The organism is Nitrobacter sp. MLSD-S21, assembly GCF_058809865.1.
Genome location: NZ_JBXASZ010000005.1, coordinates 278,759 through 293,551 on the forward strand (window position 1 = coordinate 278,759; position 14,793 = coordinate 293,551).

Annotated in this window: 20 protein-coding genes and 1 pseudogene; 12 read left to right on the forward strand and 9 right to left on the reverse strand. The window is 57.8% G+C overall.

What is annotated here, in order from left to right; translation table 11 throughout:
* Nucleotides 1-5: 5 nt before the first annotated feature.
* A complete protein-coding gene (locus AC1RT6_RS15900; protein WP_472790921.1) occupies nucleotides 6-1,001 on the forward strand; it encodes an FAD:protein FMN transferase in 996 nt (331 codons plus the stop codon).
* A gap of 661 nt (nucleotides 1,002-1,662) precedes the next feature.
* Here the strand turns inward: AC1RT6_RS15900 and AC1RT6_RS15905 are convergent.
* Nucleotides 1,663-1,971, reverse strand: coding sequence for a GIY-YIG nuclease family protein (locus tag AC1RT6_RS15905; RefSeq protein WP_493029535.1), 309 nt, complete (start codon nucleotides 1,969-1,971; stop codon nucleotides 1,663-1,665).
* An 8-nt stretch (nucleotides 1,972-1,979) separates the two neighbouring features.
* Nucleotides 1,980-2,219 (reverse strand): hypothetical protein, encoded by a 240-nt coding sequence (locus AC1RT6_RS15910; protein ID WP_472790920.1) that lies wholly within the window; start codon nucleotides 2,217-2,219, stop codon nucleotides 1,980-1,982.
* A gap of 202 nt (nucleotides 2,220-2,421) precedes the next feature.
* On the opposite strand from AC1RT6_RS15910, the gene AC1RT6_RS15915 reads away from it, so the two are divergent.
* A complete protein-coding gene (locus AC1RT6_RS15915; protein WP_472790919.1) occupies nucleotides 2,422-2,922 on the forward strand; it encodes a 3-keto-alpha-glucoside-1,2-lyase-like domain-containing protein in 501 nt (166 codons plus the stop codon).
* 337 nt (nucleotides 2,923-3,259) lie between these two features.
* Here AC1RT6_RS15915 and AC1RT6_RS15920 read toward each other — a convergent pair whose 3' ends face one another.
* Nucleotides 3,260-3,604, reverse strand: coding sequence for a hypothetical protein (locus tag AC1RT6_RS15920; RefSeq protein WP_472791567.1), 345 nt, complete (start codon nucleotides 3,602-3,604; stop codon nucleotides 3,260-3,262).
* On the opposite strand from AC1RT6_RS15920, the gene AC1RT6_RS15925 reads away from it, so the two are divergent.
* Nucleotides 3,503-3,958 (forward strand): DUF3616 domain-containing protein, encoded by a 456-nt coding sequence (locus AC1RT6_RS15925; RefSeq protein WP_472791552.1) that lies wholly within the window; start codon nucleotides 3,503-3,505, stop codon nucleotides 3,956-3,958. The genes AC1RT6_RS15920 and AC1RT6_RS15925 overlap by 102 nt on opposite strands.
* A gap of 217 nt (nucleotides 3,959-4,175) precedes the next feature.
* Here the strand turns inward: AC1RT6_RS15925 and AC1RT6_RS15930 are convergent, their stop codons facing one another.
* Nucleotides 4,176-4,631: a hypothetical protein gene (locus tag AC1RT6_RS15930; RefSeq protein WP_472790918.1), complete on the reverse strand. Its 456-nt coding sequence runs from the start codon at nucleotides 4,629-4,631 to the stop codon at nucleotides 4,176-4,178.
* Between the two features lie 1,008 nt (nucleotides 4,632-5,639).
* Between AC1RT6_RS15930 and AC1RT6_RS15935 the strand changes: the two genes are divergently transcribed.
* On the forward strand, nucleotides 5,640-5,921 hold the full coding sequence (locus AC1RT6_RS15935; protein ID WP_309775295.1) for a hypothetical protein: 282 nt from the start codon (nucleotides 5,640-5,642) through the stop codon (nucleotides 5,919-5,921).
* A gap of 146 nt (nucleotides 5,922-6,067) precedes the next feature.
* Here AC1RT6_RS15935 and AC1RT6_RS15940 read toward each other — a convergent pair.
* Nucleotides 6,068-6,700: pseudogene (locus AC1RT6_RS15940) on the reverse strand (lytic transglycosylase domain-containing protein); the annotation flags it as partial.
* 70 nt (nucleotides 6,701-6,770) lie between these two features.
* On the opposite strand from AC1RT6_RS15940, the gene AC1RT6_RS15945 reads away from it, so the two are divergent.
* The 4 genes from AC1RT6_RS15945 to AC1RT6_RS15960 all read left to right on the forward strand — a co-directional run bounded on the left by AC1RT6_RS15945 (nucleotide 6,771) and on the right by AC1RT6_RS15960 (nucleotide 9,604).
* The gene (locus tag AC1RT6_RS15945) at nucleotides 6,771-7,295 is read left to right on the forward strand and encodes an AAA family ATPase (protein ID WP_493029536.1); all 525 of its coding nucleotides are present in this window, start codon (nucleotides 6,771-6,773) and stop codon (nucleotides 7,293-7,295) included.
* Between the two features lie 27 nt (nucleotides 7,296-7,322).
* Nucleotides 7,323-7,682, forward strand: coding sequence for a hypothetical protein (locus tag AC1RT6_RS15950; protein WP_472790916.1), 360 nt, complete (start codon nucleotides 7,323-7,325; stop codon nucleotides 7,680-7,682).
* A 243-nt stretch (nucleotides 7,683-7,925) separates the two neighbouring features.
* The gene (locus AC1RT6_RS15955) at nucleotides 7,926-8,930 is read left to right on the forward strand and encodes a hypothetical protein (RefSeq protein WP_493029532.1); all 1,005 of its coding nucleotides are present in this window, start codon (nucleotides 7,926-7,928) and stop codon (nucleotides 8,928-8,930) included.
* Nucleotides 8,931-9,103: 173 nt separating this feature from the next.
* Nucleotides 9,104-9,604, forward strand: coding sequence for a hypothetical protein (locus AC1RT6_RS15960; RefSeq protein ID WP_493029533.1), 501 nt, complete (start codon nucleotides 9,104-9,106; stop codon nucleotides 9,602-9,604).
* A gap of 762 nt (nucleotides 9,605-10,366) precedes the next feature.
* Here the strand turns inward: AC1RT6_RS15960 and AC1RT6_RS15965 are convergent.
* The 3 genes from AC1RT6_RS15965 to AC1RT6_RS15975 form a co-directional block, all read right to left on the reverse strand.
* A complete protein-coding gene (locus AC1RT6_RS15965) occupies nucleotides 10,367-10,567 on the reverse strand; it encodes a hypothetical protein (protein WP_472790914.1) in 201 nt (66 codons plus the stop codon).
* Nucleotides 10,568-10,994: 427 nt separating this feature from the next.
* Complete coding sequence (locus AC1RT6_RS15970) at nucleotides 10,995-11,210, reverse strand: CsbD family protein (RefSeq protein ID WP_472790912.1); 216 nt, start codon at nucleotides 11,208-11,210, stop codon at nucleotides 10,995-10,997.
* A 490-nt stretch (nucleotides 11,211-11,700) separates the two neighbouring features.
* Nucleotides 11,701-11,919, reverse strand: a complete 219-nt coding sequence (locus AC1RT6_RS15975; RefSeq protein ID WP_472790911.1) for a hypothetical protein — start codon at nucleotides 11,917-11,919, stop codon at nucleotides 11,701-11,703.
* Between the two features lie 587 nt (nucleotides 11,920-12,506).
* On the opposite strand from AC1RT6_RS15975, the gene AC1RT6_RS15980 reads away from it, so the two are divergent.
* The 3 genes from AC1RT6_RS15980 (at nucleotide 12,507) to AC1RT6_RS15990 (ending at nucleotide 13,990) form a co-directional block, all read left to right on the forward strand.
* The gene (locus AC1RT6_RS15980; RefSeq protein ID WP_472790910.1) at nucleotides 12,507-12,662 is read left to right on the forward strand and encodes a hypothetical protein; all 156 of its coding nucleotides are present in this window, start codon (nucleotides 12,507-12,509) and stop codon (nucleotides 12,660-12,662) included.
* A 322-nt stretch (nucleotides 12,663-12,984) separates the two neighbouring features.
* Nucleotides 12,985-13,635 (forward strand): hypothetical protein, encoded by a 651-nt coding sequence (locus tag AC1RT6_RS15985; RefSeq protein ID WP_472790909.1) that lies wholly within the window; start codon nucleotides 12,985-12,987, stop codon nucleotides 13,633-13,635.
* 106 nt (nucleotides 13,636-13,741) lie between these two features.
* Nucleotides 13,742-13,990, forward strand: a complete 249-nt coding sequence (locus AC1RT6_RS15990) for a helix-turn-helix domain-containing protein (RefSeq protein ID WP_472790908.1) — start codon at nucleotides 13,742-13,744, stop codon at nucleotides 13,988-13,990.
* Between the two features lie 348 nt (nucleotides 13,991-14,338).
* Here AC1RT6_RS15990 and AC1RT6_RS15995 read toward each other — a convergent pair whose 3' ends face one another.
* Entirely contained in the window at nucleotides 14,339-14,551 is a 213-nt protein-coding gene (locus AC1RT6_RS15995; protein WP_472790907.1) for a (2Fe-2S)-binding protein, read from the reverse strand.
* On the opposite strand from AC1RT6_RS15995, the gene AC1RT6_RS16000 reads away from it, so the two are divergent.
* Nucleotides 14,523-14,793, forward strand: a 271-nt coding sequence (locus tag AC1RT6_RS16000; RefSeq protein ID WP_493029537.1) for a hypothetical protein, incomplete at its 3' end; no start/stop codon positions are given. The genes AC1RT6_RS15995 and AC1RT6_RS16000 overlap by 29 nt on opposite strands.

The window sequence follows — 14,793 nt, forward strand, 5'->3', positions numbered from 1 at the left end:
GCACCATGGCGCGCGGGATCTCGCGACGACGGTTCATCCGGATTAGCGGTGCTGCGGCAGGCTTGGCACTTGGAGCGCCTGCCTGCGCCTCAACTTCAGAGGCGGATCTGACGGTCTGGCACGGCACTTTGTTGGGCGCCGTTGCCACAATGACGATCCACCATCGTCATCGCGACCAGGCCGAACGATTGATCTTGATGGCCTGTGCAGAAGCACGAAGGCTTGAGCGTCTGTTCAGCCTCTATATAGAAGACTCCGACCTGGTGCGGTTGAACCGCAGCGGAATCCTCGTGAACCCGGCCCCGGAGTTCGTTGAGCTTCTTCAAGCGTCGCTTGGGTATGCAGAGTTGACAGGCGGCATGTTCGATCCGACGGTACAGCCATTGTGGGAGCTTTATGCGAACCATTTTGCGAAAGTGGATCCGGATCCGGCAGGGCCTGACCAGTTATCCGTCGAAGCGGTGCTCGCTCGCGTAGGATATCACCGCCTATTAGTCAGCAGGGATCGCATCGTCGCGCCCAAAGGGGTCGCGCTCACGCTCAACGGAATCGCACAAGGATACATCACGGACAGAGTGGTCAACTTGTTGCGTTCGCAAGGCATCGCTCATAGCCTCGTCGACATGGGCGAGATACGCGCGATTGGCGCGCACCCGGACGGTCGCCCCTGGGAAGTCGGGATCGCCGATCCCGACTCCTCCGCGCGAACCCAGAGCGAGCTTCCGATCGTCGACCGCGCCGTCTCGACCTCCGGTGCGTACGGCTTTCGGTTTGATGCAGCCGGCCGCTTCAATCATCTTTTCAATCCAGTGTTGGGGACTTGCGGCCATCTCTATCAGAGCGTCACCACCGTTGCCGAAACCGCCACGGCTGCTGATGCGTTGTCCACGGCCTTCAGCCTGATGGATCGATCGCGGATCCGGACGCTGATGTCCCGGGCCAGAATTGAGCGAACTCATCTGATCGACGCTGCAGGAGTTGCTGTCGACATCCTCGCCTGAAGTCCACTCCGTAGCCTTTCGTTGCGTTATTGACGCTGAGAATCCGCGCTAGTCAGACAGCATCTAGTGCATTCGGACTGTGGTGGCGTATGCTGTCCGCAGACTTCGGACGCTAGCGGACGGTTCTACGGTTGAGCCCGCGACAGGTGTGACGCTTTTGCGGCGTTGGTAAAAGCGATCCAAGTAGAAGCCTCAATGGGGACTTCGCGACGAATGCTTCAGCACCTGTTCGCCAGCCGAGGTTCGCGCAATCCTCGCGGACGGGGGAGATCGACGCCAGTCGCCACATATGATTCTCATTGGGGCCCCACCAACTGAACGGAGTTTGCAACCTCCTCCGACAGGGCCGACCCCAAAACCGGGTCAGCTAATAACGAGGGCATATCGGAGCGGGTCGATGAAGCTGCCCTCACCTCCGCCTGCATCGCCCAGCAGTCCGTTTGAACGCATCAAACGCCGCCAGAGCCGACATCCGCAGCCGCCGGCCGAACTGCTAAAGCTGACGGTAGCCTTATCGAGACCCCCATGGTCATGCGTCTTGCCGCTGAACCACGCGCCGGGAGATTTCGCTCTCCCTGCACCCATCGACCGTGGGGCTTCGCGCCCCTCGGCACAACGAGCAGGCCCGGAGCGTTCCGCTTCACCTGCACCGGACCACGATTCAGGACGACTTGCGTTTCCCGGCTTTTTGCAACGAAGCCGTCGTCGGGTCGTAGACGAATTCAGTGATGCTCCCGTCCTTGATCTTCTCCACTGCCTGATCGATGACGTGAAGCGGCACAAGGAGCCACTCCCTCGGCTTCATAGGCTGTCCGAAGCGATCGGTGATCGACAAGTCGAGCCGGACGGCCCCGAACAATCGATGGAATATGTTTTCGAGCCGTGTGCGGTTGATGTTGAACAGCTCATAGCTCGCGACGATCTCGACCTCGGCAAGCAGGTATGTCGGGTCCTGCGCCGCTTGGGTAATACGTGCCTCTACCGATCTTCAATCACGCCGATCTTGTGAATGAGTTGCCGATGCTTGGCGATTTCCGGCAGGTCCGATTTGCTACGGAGCACGTAAATCGTTCCGCTCTCCAGATCGTCACCTTCAGCCTCATTGCCGAAAAGCGGGCCAGCAGACGGGTTCGTGATGCGGCGGCCTGCGCCGTCACGATATTGGGCCTTCTGAAGCGAGCGGGCGAGGACGTTGCTTTCGGTGGCGTTGTCATACACGACGCGCAGACGGCGATCCTTGCGGTCGTACTCCGTAATTCCTCGCCTGCACCTGCGATGTAAGCAATCTGCCCGCCGACGATGAACCATTCGCCCGGTCGGATAGCCACAACCCGATCAGGGTCGCCGGGGCGCGAATCAGGACCGCGCCGGACGATGGTGAAAAGTCGCTTAACGGAGTTCTTGAATTGTTCTAGTTTCCATGAACCACAACAGCGGCATCTTCGTGCGTTTTCCGCGTCCAACCTTCGACTTGACCATTGACGATGCGGAGGGTCGGATCGCGCGTGAACCATTCTTTGACCGCGGTAACTTTGCATGGAAACCGGTAATCACCGGCTTCGAGGTGCAGATTGATGATAACGCGCGACCTTCCGGTCTGCGAAAGCACCGCACCGGGGCGATCTGTAATATTCTGGCTGGCGATCCCGGTGAACCGCAATGGCAGACCTTCGCGCCGGGCCCGACGCTCTTCCCTGCTATCTGGTTCGAGTATGAAGTGATTGTAAAAAACAGTGACTACACGGTATTTCTGACCAATACCCAGACCGGCGAGCGCAAGCAAACGACATCCTTCTACAACACTGATCCCGCGGCGAATCGCCTGGGTTTATCGGCTTGCAGGTCTATGCTGGAAGCACCGTGGCCTGGCGGCACATTCGGATCAAAAGCTGAGACGCATAGCTGCTCGTGTAAGAGCTAGCTGCGCATCAGCAATCAGTACGGGCGAACGAGTTACAACGGATAGGTGCGGCAATGATAACTATTTCGAGAATTTGCCTCGCGCTCACGCTGTCATTGGGTGTTGCCTCGGCTTCAATGGCCGAGGTTCAAACCAGAAAGATACCTGTGCTATCGCAGATCCTCGACGACGATGGCAACCCGGCGGAGGATATCAGCGGCATCGCGTGCCTGAACGGTCTCGGGCCGTCGCCGATTTGCCTTTTGATTAACGACGAAGACAGGGAGGGGCAACTCGCGCGCTTTGGGAGTGACTGCATCTCGCCGACCGCCAGGTTCAAGCTGCTAACGAAAAGCACTCAAGCTTCTGCTCTCGGATCGCCGAGAACAAATGCCCGGCGGGCGGGGATTCCTTCGACGATCTCGACGGTGAAGCCGTGGCAGCAGACAGCGCTAAAAAGGTGTTCTACGTCGCCGCATCGCACGGTTGTTCGCGCAAAAAAGGGAAATTCCGCATCTCCAGCTTCCTTCTCGCGAGAGTTGCCATGGTGAACTCGGGAGATGTGGCAATGGTCGATACCACGTACCGGCTTTCCGATGCGTTGAATCGCGGTAATCTCGCTCCCTTCTTCGCTCACGCTCTGAAGGAGCAGAACGGCGACAGCGATGCTTCGGGCCTGAACATCGAAGGCATCGCAGTGCACGGTTCACAAATTTATGTCGGTTTGCGGGCTCCGCTCATCGCTGGCAAAGCTGTGATCGTCGTCGCGAACGTGGACAGCCTTTTCAAGGACGGAAAGGAGCGGCTCCCAGGACCCTTTACGGAACCGATGCTGGTGTCACTCGGATCACACGCAGGGATAAGGGATCTCGCGGCTCTTCCTGATGGACGGCTTCTCATTCTGAGCGGGCGACACTTGACCAGGCGATCGGGTCGCAAGTTTTTCTATTCGATCCGGAAAAGCCGGAAGAAATTCCGAATCCGGTCGCTGCGATTGACGGCTCTTTGGGAAAGCCCGAGGCGATACTCTATGTCAGTCACGATAAGTCGAACCTGAAATTTCTGGTCCTGTCGGACAGCAGCCCTAACGGATCGCCGGTTGAATACTCGGTGTCTATAGGACCGAAAGCTTCGAGATAGACGCCGCGATATTTACGGCCCGAAGAGAAGACACGTGACTACAGGCGTAGGGAAGCGCAGTTCAGGCGTTTTCGTCGGCGCGGCTGCTCAAGCAACGCAACTGGTTTTTGCAGTTGGCCTAGTCACGTTAAGATTCACTCTTCAACATCATAGTCCTCTAAAGACTCACGTGAAATCGTGTGGATGCGCGGTGCGCGTGGGCGATCGTCGTCGTCCTGGGCGGGGTACGTAACTACCGCGGCGCGCGTAACCGGCTGGGCATTGGTTACGCTCTGCGGCTTCCGCGGACGGAGCGCGCTAGGCTCGACGTCGGTGTGATCGATAACCTTCGGCTCTGGAAGGCGCGGACGAATGGCATGTCCGGAAATTTGCTCGGCGAGCAATCGGAGCGGACTGTCGGCAGCCTCCTTGTGTTCGATTTTCTGCTTGTGCTTCCAACGATCCGGCGCGCGGTTGGTTAGCCAAAACTCGCCGGCTCGCGGATCAGGCGGAACGTGCATGAGGTACCGCGCATAGACCGGCTCGCTCGCGCCAGCCGGCAGGAAGATCTTGGTGCTTTCGTGCGTGTAACCAACGGCACGCTCGAACATGCTGCGCTCGACACGATCGGTCGCGGCTTCAAGACCTAGCCGACACGACTCGATAAATTCAGGATGGCTGATCTTCCAAAGCCAAATGGTGCTGATCGCAACATCGAACGCGGCCGCGAGCTCAGCAATCGTCGCGCCCTTGGCGCACAGGCTTTTGCAGCTTTCGGGTGACGATGCCGTCTGGAGGCGACTGGCAGCCTCTGCGATGGGTGTGCCACGCCACGGCAGGAGAACTAATGATGTTTCCGAGCGTGCGACGTGCCCTTTAACTGGTTAACAAGCGACGAGGGGAGCGGCCGCTTTTCAACAATATATCCGTGGCAGCCCTCCTCGCCGCACTTTGGTCCGCTGCAGCAATGGAAGGTGCAAACCTTTCCGCCGCACTTTTGTTCGCATCCGGATGCGTGGGTATCTCCGACGCCTCCGCTTTGAAGCTGGACACCACAGATCGCAATGACCTGTCTTGCAGTTATTTTTGTCGCTGACGCTTCGCCTGTAAAAAGCGACAGTGCGATACAGGCTGACATCAGGATGATTTTTCGCATCAAACTCCTCCTATTGGGTCGAAGGCTGGGATTATTCACTCGCGGGCGTTCCAAGCATTAACAACGGTCCGCCGGATTAGAGGAGAGGCTGCACGATCTGGCGTGCTGTTCGGCGCTAGTGGTGCCTCTTAGGCTCTTTCGATCAATTCGAGCGCCTAAAGCAGATACTGCTTTGCGACCTCGGCGTCGGCACCGAGATTGCATTGCCGAGCCGCCGCGTATCCTCATGTGGGACGCGGCTCTCGAGCCGAAAGATACCGAGCCTATCGGCTTTGATCTTTGCCTAGGCAGCGGTTCTTAGGGATTGGTCTCGGGTCATCCAGAACAAGGCGGGCCTGCTGCTAAGCACCAGTAGGCGACAGACGTGCGTCCTCGCCCGTAGCGCCCACAGTCCGATCACTTAACCATAGTTTCTTGGCGGTAGGAACTTGCACTCGCGGTTGGCGGGCGTCGGCGGTAGAGGTTGGTAAGCATCACCACTCATTATGCTACTTATCGCGACGAAGCCGATGCCATCTTGGTAGCGCGGCGCCTTTTTGCATTTGCCATTCTCGCGGCCGAGCCAGAAGATTTTATGGGGGCAATATTGCGCATTTTTAGTTTTATCGACGTCGAGCGCGATTTCTTGTTCGCGGCAGCAGCTGCTTTTGCTGAGGCGCGTGCTGCATCCGCTTCCCGCTTGGCCTTTTTGACGATACCGCTGATCGCCGGCGCAAGCGACACGGAAACGGCAACGTCCGACTGATTCCGAGACAATCCCTCGGTGCCTTCGCACGATGCCCGAGCAGGAAGCTGTTGTGCCATCTTTAAGGTTTTCGATTCCAATGCCCAATTCGCTGCGGAGCTGCCGGTGATTTTCCGGACATAGGTTTGGGTCTCAGCCGGCAACGCTTCTTTGCGCGCAAGCCAACCTCGAACGCGGCCGCTACCCGCATTATAGGCTGCAGCGGCCAGCCCGAGATTGCCAAACTCGTCGCGGAGCCGACGCAAAAAGCGCGCCGATGCCGGTAGCGCCTTTAGCGGATCGAAGGGATTATCGAGACCAACCTCGCTCGCTGTACGTGGCATAAATTGCGCGACCCCCTGGGCCCCCGCAGGGCTGGTTTCGTTAAGCCTGAATTCGCTCTCTTGCCAGATCAACCGGGCAAAGAACGCGATTGGAATATCGCTGGCTTCGGCAGCAGCCGCCAACGTCAGACAGAACTCCTCGATCGACAGTTGGGGTCCGGATGATTCATCTCTTGTGATTTCTGGTATTATGATTCCTGGCCGAGGCGCCGCTGGGGTGGTGTCAGCGAGACCAGCATCAAGCTCGCCACCGTTCGACGCGAACGATTCCAATACGAGCTTTCCAAGGAAAACCGTCGGCAACGGCTGCGGTGACCACGGGTATGTCAGAAGATCCAGCCTCTGAATGTTTGAAGTCCTCACGACCCCCTCGGAACCTAAAAAAGGTTCAAGGCACAGTAATAGAAGGGCGAGACAGCTTGCCGTCGTTCGTCGCATCAGGCGAATTCGCCTCATTTGGTCGCAACGGCGAATACACCGATAGCCGGGGCAGATTCATGGGCAGTTTGAGGCAGTTTTGGGATTTGTGCGTCACGAGAGTCTTGAATCGGAGGCGGAGCTCTTCAAGAAAATTCCCACGCTCGAACACCTCCAGGCCATGCTCCGCGCCACCGATAACTCCGTCGTCATTACGATACGCGGTATCGGCGACATGACTCCCCGCAATCCTGACAGCTTCATTGACATCAACACGCCTGAACTCGACTTCGATCGGCCAAAAGGCCGTGATTCACCTTGGCAATGCAAAGGCCGATCCCGGCGTCTTTCCCGGCAGTACACAGACCCAAAACGACCGGACGACATGGGCAGAAATGGATGCGGTCGCCGACAAAATCGCCCTGAGACGCGCCCATACGTGCCGATCAGCAAGCTTGAAATCCAGGGCTTCCGCGCGTTCGGGCGCGCGGTCCAGACCCTCGACCTGCCGTCCCTGCTGGCCGCTGTTTGCGGTCCGAACAGCCAGGGCAAGACGAGCCTCGCCGAAGCCGTCGAATTCCTGCTCACAGGACAGATCGTTCGCCGCGCGCTGATGGCGAGCAGTCAGGACTAGTTCGCCGACGCGCTGCGCAACGCGCATTTGCCGGCAGGCGCGCAGGTCTTCGTCCAGGCGGCCATAAGGGATTCAGCCGGCGCGGCGCACGTCCTGAAACGCGTGCTGAAGACCGACTACAGCAAAAAGCAGGAATGTGAGACGGTTTTCACTATCGATGAGCAGCCGGCTAACGAAGCAGCTCTTGCCGCGCTCGGCGTCGTGCTGTCGCAGCCGCCGTTTCGCGCGCCGGTGCTGGCGCAGCATACGCTCGGCTACGTGTTCTCGGCGCGGCCGCAGGATCGCGCGAGCTATTTCAAGGCTCTGCTCGAAGTCACAGACATTGAAGAATTCCGCAACCAGGTAGCGGCGCTGGGCAACGAGATAGCCGCGCCCGCCAGCCCCTGATCGAAAAGCTTAAGGCCGCAGCCGGCATCGCCGGCGCGGGCCGGCTTGTGAAGCCGCTTCTTGCGAAGGTGCCAACACCGGCGGAAATGGCAGTCGCGCTTGCCGCCTGCGCCAAAGAGCTGGTCGCGGCGGCCGGAGAGACCCCGCCGGTCGAATCCACTGCGCTTTTCGCTCGGCTCAGCGCATTTCTGACCGAAACGCGTGCGAAGATCTTTGCCCTGAAGGGCTTCGACCGCAAACCGCTTGCGCAGTGGTCCGGAGCGACCGTCGCGCAGCAAACCGCGCTTACAAGACTATGTCGCAGAACGCGGCAAGGTAGACGAGGAGACGCGGCGGCTCGTCCGTTTGTTCCGCGAGGCGCTGGCGGTGCCCGCGGTCGAACATGCGCACGCCGATATCGACTGCCCTCTGTGCGGGTCGGAGGCGGCGCTGACCACCGCCCGCATTGCCCATATCAGGGGTCGGCTCGCCGACACCGAGAGCTTGCAGCAGGCGCAAAAGGACGCGGCGGAAGCCCTGACGCAGATGCAGGCGCTTATCAAAAGCGCCGTGGACGGCGTCGTCGAGGCGCTGCCGCTTCTTATTACCCATCGTTCGCGTGCTCGCAGGCCGCGCGGCATTCGCGTCGCGCGCATCCATACCCTGCTCGGCGCGAAAGGGAAGCCGCAGGTGGAGCTCTGGCCTTTCTGTCTACGTCGGCTCGTTCGCGCGCGGACGCGCCTTGTTGTCGCCGCGAAGCGGTCTGTCACATTGATCGAGGGCGCTATCGAGAAACTGGAATCGCTGGACGACGCGCTAATCCGGGATGGTTTCGTCGCGCTTGCCGCAGCTCGCGACACGTTCGCGGCCGAGCTTGTCACCTACGATCCCGCCGAGAAGGCCGTGAGCGATGGCTTGCGCGACGTAGTGGACGCGCAGAGCGAGACAACCGGATGGCAGGAGCTGATCGACCTCGCGGGCGATCAGGTCAATCTGCGTGCGGTGCTCGTTGACAGGTCGGCCCATGAACAGGCGGTGAAGGAAATCGCCCAGGCGCTCAAGCAGATCGACAAGGGCAATGAGGCGGTCCTCGAAGAGAAGTTCGACGACCTCAGCGACGGCGTGCAGACATGGTGGGATTTGTTGCGCCCGACGAGCTTAGCTTCTTTTCAGGGGTACGGCCGCGCCCCGGTGCGCGCCGCACCATCGACTTCAAGGCGGGGCTGCCCGCCAACGCTGACCGCAGCGACCCGAAGCTGCGCGACGTAATCGCGGTGTTCAGCCAGTCGCAACTGCATTGCCTTGGCCTCGCCCTGTTTCTTGCGCGGGCGGTGAAGGAGAATTCCGGTTCCATCGTGCTCGACGACCCCATCCTTTCGAGCGGCGAAGACTACCGCGCCTACTTCACTTCGCGAGTAATCGAAAAATTGCTGGCGCTCGGGATGCAGGTGATCGTGCTGACGCAGGATCAGCGCACCTGGAGAGACCTTGGCGAATGCTACCTGCACCAGAACATCACTCAGTTCCAGATCGCGCTCATCAACCCTGCGGACGGCTCAACCGTCATCAATACGGCGGATGATATTGGCATGGCCTTCGACCGCGCGGAGAAACTCATCCGCGGCGCCCATCCCGAATTACTAAAGCAAGCAGGCGGCGTAATCCGTAATGCCGCCGAACGCTTTTGCAAGGAGATGTTGGTCAAGGATCGGCGCAGAAAAAGCGATACGACTGCCGCGCTGAGCGATTACACCAACAGGAATCTCTGCCAGCTCTGCCCGCTAGTCGAGCCGCTGCTTACCCGAGACGCATCGCATCCTGGCAAATTCCGCACGATTGGTAGCGCCGTGAATCCCGCCAACCATGACGACGCTGTGCCGGCGGCGGGAGAATTAAAGGTCGCGCTTGGAAATCTGCGTTCCTTCAAGAAGGAATATCTTTGAAGGATGAGCGCCGTTCTGGATATCGCTGCCGTCGCCCCGGACGAGACGGGTTTTCGCAGATAAGCGCGACCTGTTCGGCGCGCTGGTCCGGCAGGCGGGTGAGGTTGGCGAGAACGCGCTTGCGACAAATATGAAGACCGTTCCGGTTGGTCTTGGCCTGATAATCTGGATTGCGCAGGAAGGATTTTATCGATGTAGTCGTTGAGGCAAACGAAGGAGCATCGCTGCGCTTCCAAATCGGCAATGATCGCTTGTCGTTGGTAACGGCTATTGATTCTTAGCGACGCATATCCGTTGGGTCATTGCGGGCGGCTCAGTGACAAAGATCAACTGCGCGCCCGAAGACCACGCTTCCGCCCCTACCGCGAGTGCAACCCCTTCCTCCCGGCTGCGGCCAGTGCCGAGAATGCGCTCCAGACCCTCGCGACGCAGCCTGGGTTTGATGGCCCTGATCTGAGGGAATCGCATAGACAGCGCGGTCCGGATCGTCGCTGCTGCCATGAGCGCGAGGCCGCGGATGGCAGAACAGTTTTCAAAGCCTTAAAAAACCTCCTCCAGAACCTCGCCAATGGGAGTCTTCCGGCTCTCCACGCGAGCCCGCAGCTTTGCCGCGAGATCGGAAGAAAGTATCGACGCGAGTTCCAGAGGCTCCGAACATAGGTATGCCCTACGTTCGTCATAGACGATCTTGTGCGCGCCATCCGGCACGCCACCGGCGTCCAAAGTTCGTCGAATCTCGCCTGGGCTCAAGATTAGCGATGTTCAGACGATACGCCGGTTTTCGAAAGCGTCGAGGTAAATTTCCCGATCATGAAACTTCGGGGCGAGATAGAAAACGTCAGCCCCGTCCTGCTCGGCCTTGAGGAGGAGCTCGAACTGACCGTCAGGTTCAGCCGTGTGGATATGGTATCGCCAGAACGGCTGCTGGAGAGTCGGACGCGGCCCCGGCACAAAGCGTCGCATGGCCTGGCCAAGCAATAGCGCTGGGCAGCTGCTCCTTCAAACCCCGACATTTCGCCATAGAAGACGTATGTAAAGAGTAAGTCCTATATCGGGTGGCAAGGAGAGCCCTCATATCCTGCGGTAAAATAAGTAGCGGTTCCTTCAACAGAGAGAGGCGCTCCATGGCTCACATATATCGCGCATACGTCACTCGAAGACCTTATTGTGCAGCTCGATGACACCTTTGCAGATATTGAGACGGCGAGGGGACAAGGCAAGCTAGCACGCGACATGCTAAAGCTCCGCAGAGAGGCTGAACGCATCCGCGATAGCAGGGAACCAAAGAAGACTTGAGGGCGATGGCCTCCTTTTCGACAGCGGCAACAAACAGGCGCACAAAAAAAGACCGGCTCAATGAGCCGGTCCTTTCGCAAACTCCCGTCGGAGCTTAAAGATTTCTTTCAGCCGCAGCTGCGGCCTTGTCGGCGCCGTCCTTCACTGCGTCCTTAGCATCGCCGAGCGCGTTCTGACCCTTACCCTTGGCTTCCTGCAGCGCGCCGTCGCCCTGCATCTTGTCGGACCCTACAGCCTCGCCAATTCCCTGCTTAGCTTTGCCGACTGCCTCGTTGGTAGTTCCTTTGATATGGTCGCTAGTAGAACCCATAAGTCGCACTCCTTTGCGGTGAGCACGAACAACTTCCTTAAGCGGAGATGGTTCCTTATTGCGCGACGACGGAACTGTGAATTAGCAGTTAACTATGCACAAGTTTGCGATCGCAATTTTTTTATTAGCGTGGATGTTTTTTGCCAAAAGAAGGCCGCTGTGTCGGGTATATCGTTGTCATCCGAGAAACGTAGTTTGAAGGCGTGCGTAATGATTGAGTACCGTTTTTTCCGTGTAGACGATGCAGATCAAGTTCAAGGCGAGCCAAGGATCGTAACGTGCGCAGATGATAGGTCGGCCCGCGATCAGGCGCGAAAGCTTGTGGACTGTTGTGCTATTGAAATTTGGGAGTGCGAACGCAAGGTCGCGTACATTCCCCCTGACCAGCACCCCGCGCTCGCTCCTTCATAAGCAGCAAGTGCTATTTCAAGACCGCCTGCCCGTCTACCAAGCGACACTTAAGGAATTTACCTTCTACGTGTTGTGTCTGCTATTTGTAACCGGAGGCGTTCGAATGAAGAAGTTTGCTTTTGTTATTGCAGCCGCGCTTGCTGTAACTCTCCCCACCGTTGCTGGCGCGCAGGGAATGAACATTGACGTGGACGATGGACACCATCGCGGCGGCGATTGGCATGTACATCACCACCACCATGACAACGGCTGGCACCGTGGCTGGGGCCACCATCACCACCACGGTTGGCACCACCATCACCGCGGTGGGACCGCCACCACCATGGCCGTGGCAACCGCACCACCGTTATAAAGCACCGGCACTACGACGGCGACTAGGAACGAATGGCCCCTTAACCGGGGCGCGCGCTATGCAGACACGGCGTCGTTCCAAGCAGACTACATCGCTCCAGGACCGCCGCTCGGAGTTCGCCAACGGCGAGCGCGCCAAGGCGAAAAGCATGCCCGACAGCGCAGAACATCAAGCGACTGCTAGAGATCAAGGACACTGCGGGAGCAAGACACAATCCCGGCCGGGGACGGTCCCACGCTTTCACTGGATCACGAAACCGTTTCGGCACGCCACGAAGTGAATTGCAACGATCAGCGGCTATCTGGCTTACCTCACAAAAGAAGCGTCATGTTCGGAAGCGTTGATCGCGGGGCTAGCGTTGTTCAGCGCAGCCCTTTTCGTTGCTCACGCATACGATGCCTTCCAGGCGCATTGAGAGCTTGGAAAAGAGCGACCGCCGGCGTGACCGGCGGGCTAGCCCCGGCTTGCATTTGTGTTATCATCAATCCATGGCGAAGTCAATTAAGGATAACACGAATAAGAGGGGCCGACCGGTGACCACCGGTAAGGGTACCTTGATTGGTGTCCGCCTCCTCACTGATCCGCTTGAAAAGTTAGATTCTTGGATCGCACGGCAGGACGAGCCGATCACTCGTCCCGAAGCCATCCGCCGCCTGGTCGAGCTGGGGCTGAAGGTGAAGGGCAAATGAAAAAGCCTTACACCGTCAAGCCGCCCAGGCTCCTTTCGAAAGAGCAGCGTGATGCTGGCAATGAGATCCGCGCTGCCGACGCCAGAGTTGGAACGGCCGAGCATGATGAAGCTGCGGAAGCGTTTGCTAAAAACCGAAAAGCGCCTAAAGGCAGAACGGTTGGCGCGTGAGGCGAGCAAATCCGAGCCGAAGAAGCGGGACTGAGGGCGAAGGAAAAAATATTTAGTTCCCGCACAGGGGTGGTTTCGTGCGCGCCAGCTCAGCAGGACGCTAAGAGGTTCGATATGCGATTTACAAGTTCGTTCGGTACTCAGGGGGTATGATGGACAACGAAGCCGAGAACTTAGCTCGACTGAAGAGCGCCGAGCGCCTACGAAAACTCTTTAAGACCGAGGCTGGTCTAAAGTTTTTGGGCATGGTTTTCGCAGCAACGGTAGCAATGGCGTTGTCATTTATTTTTGCCGTCGGTACCGATAAACCTCCAAAGGACGAGTTCAGCTTTACTTTAGACCGTCTGTTAACTCATACGATTCAGCCGGTGGCAGACAGCGCGAACCAAATGGATCAATCGTTGAAATCACTTCGCGAGTTAATAGACAAACTTCCAGACGGCCCAACGAAGGTTGATCTTTTCAAGGCCACAATACCGCTTAACGAGCGCATTGGATTTTTAAAATATTACTCAGAAGCAATCACCAAGACAAAACCACAGAAACAAACAATCAATTGGTCTTTGATCGGCGTAGCTCAGGCCGAAGAATCAAAGCCTGAACCTTTTACCGTCGAGTCCGTCCGTCCTTATGCGTTTCTCGTCATTCTGTCGGTGCTGTCGGTGACTTTTTTCGGTTCAATCATAATGATTTTCTTTACCTCGAAGCCAGAAGTCTTAGCTTTCGCCATCGATACGGTCAAAACGCTACTTGGATTCTTTATCGGCGTTGCAACAACTTTTTTTGGCGTCAGTTCTCACTAGCAAGAGGCACCCTCGCCCCAACACCCGATAGAGCTCATGCGCGATGCGGGGCGAGAGAACGCTATGCTGAATTAAACCAACCTCTAAGCGCGCGGTATACGCAGCTATGATCACACCCGAGCAGATTCGAGGCGCGCGAGCCATGCTCAAGCTTAAACAAGCTGATTTGGCGAAAGCGGCCAATATTTCTGCGGCGGCATTACACAGTATTGAGCGAGGAGCGGCTATCCCAAGGGCTGCGACCTCAGCCTCCATCCAGCGGGCTCTGGAAGATGCGGGCGTGCAGTTTATCCCTGAGAACGGTGGCGGCGCCGGCGTCCGGCTTCGGAAACGTCCGACAAAGAGGCGGCGATGAACAAGCGAAACAATCTGACCCACATCCGAACGTTGATTAAGGCGCGAGGCGCGAAATGTGGTCCCAACAGAGGGAGCTTTCAGTCGCTCCCACCGTATCCTTGTCGGGCGCCTGATCGCGCTAGCGCTCGCTCAACGGGCTTGTCTACTCGGGAACAACTTTCAATTGAATGGATTGATTGGACGGAACGGAGCTCCCTTAGGGACCCGTTTTTTCTTCCCGGAAACTTGGCCCGTCTGAGAAGACGGGCTTTTTTTCCTCTCCCGGCGACAGATCGTATTTCGCTCTAGCGCAATTGACGTCTGTTAATTGTATTTGCCGCTATCGCCGCGGTGACTTTTGCTTGGATTACCGACTGGGGCAGCCGGCGCAGCAATCTTCTGCACACGCACCGAGCGCTTCCGTGATAATCCTGTTGATGGTCCGGGCACATCGGCCGCATTCGGCACTGCATCCGAGGCATCCGTAAACCTGCTTTGCCGAGCGCGGCAAATCATCTGTCGCGGTGATGGCAGCGCGAACGTCGTGATCGGTGAATACGTTACAGGAACAAACGATCACGAAAACCTGCCCGGGGGATAATGATTGCCGTTGGATATTGTTAGGCCCCGTGAAACGCAAAGCGAAAAAAGCTTGTTTCGAGCAATTCCAAACTGCGGGAATCTACAGGGACGACTTCCAAGCCAAGACCAGCATTGATCCATCATTACCCGACCTTTCAACCGCTCAGAATCTCGCTGTGGCCTGCAGCCGGAACACACGCGGTGATCCGGGCATAAGGTTATTGTTACCATCTGCGGTCG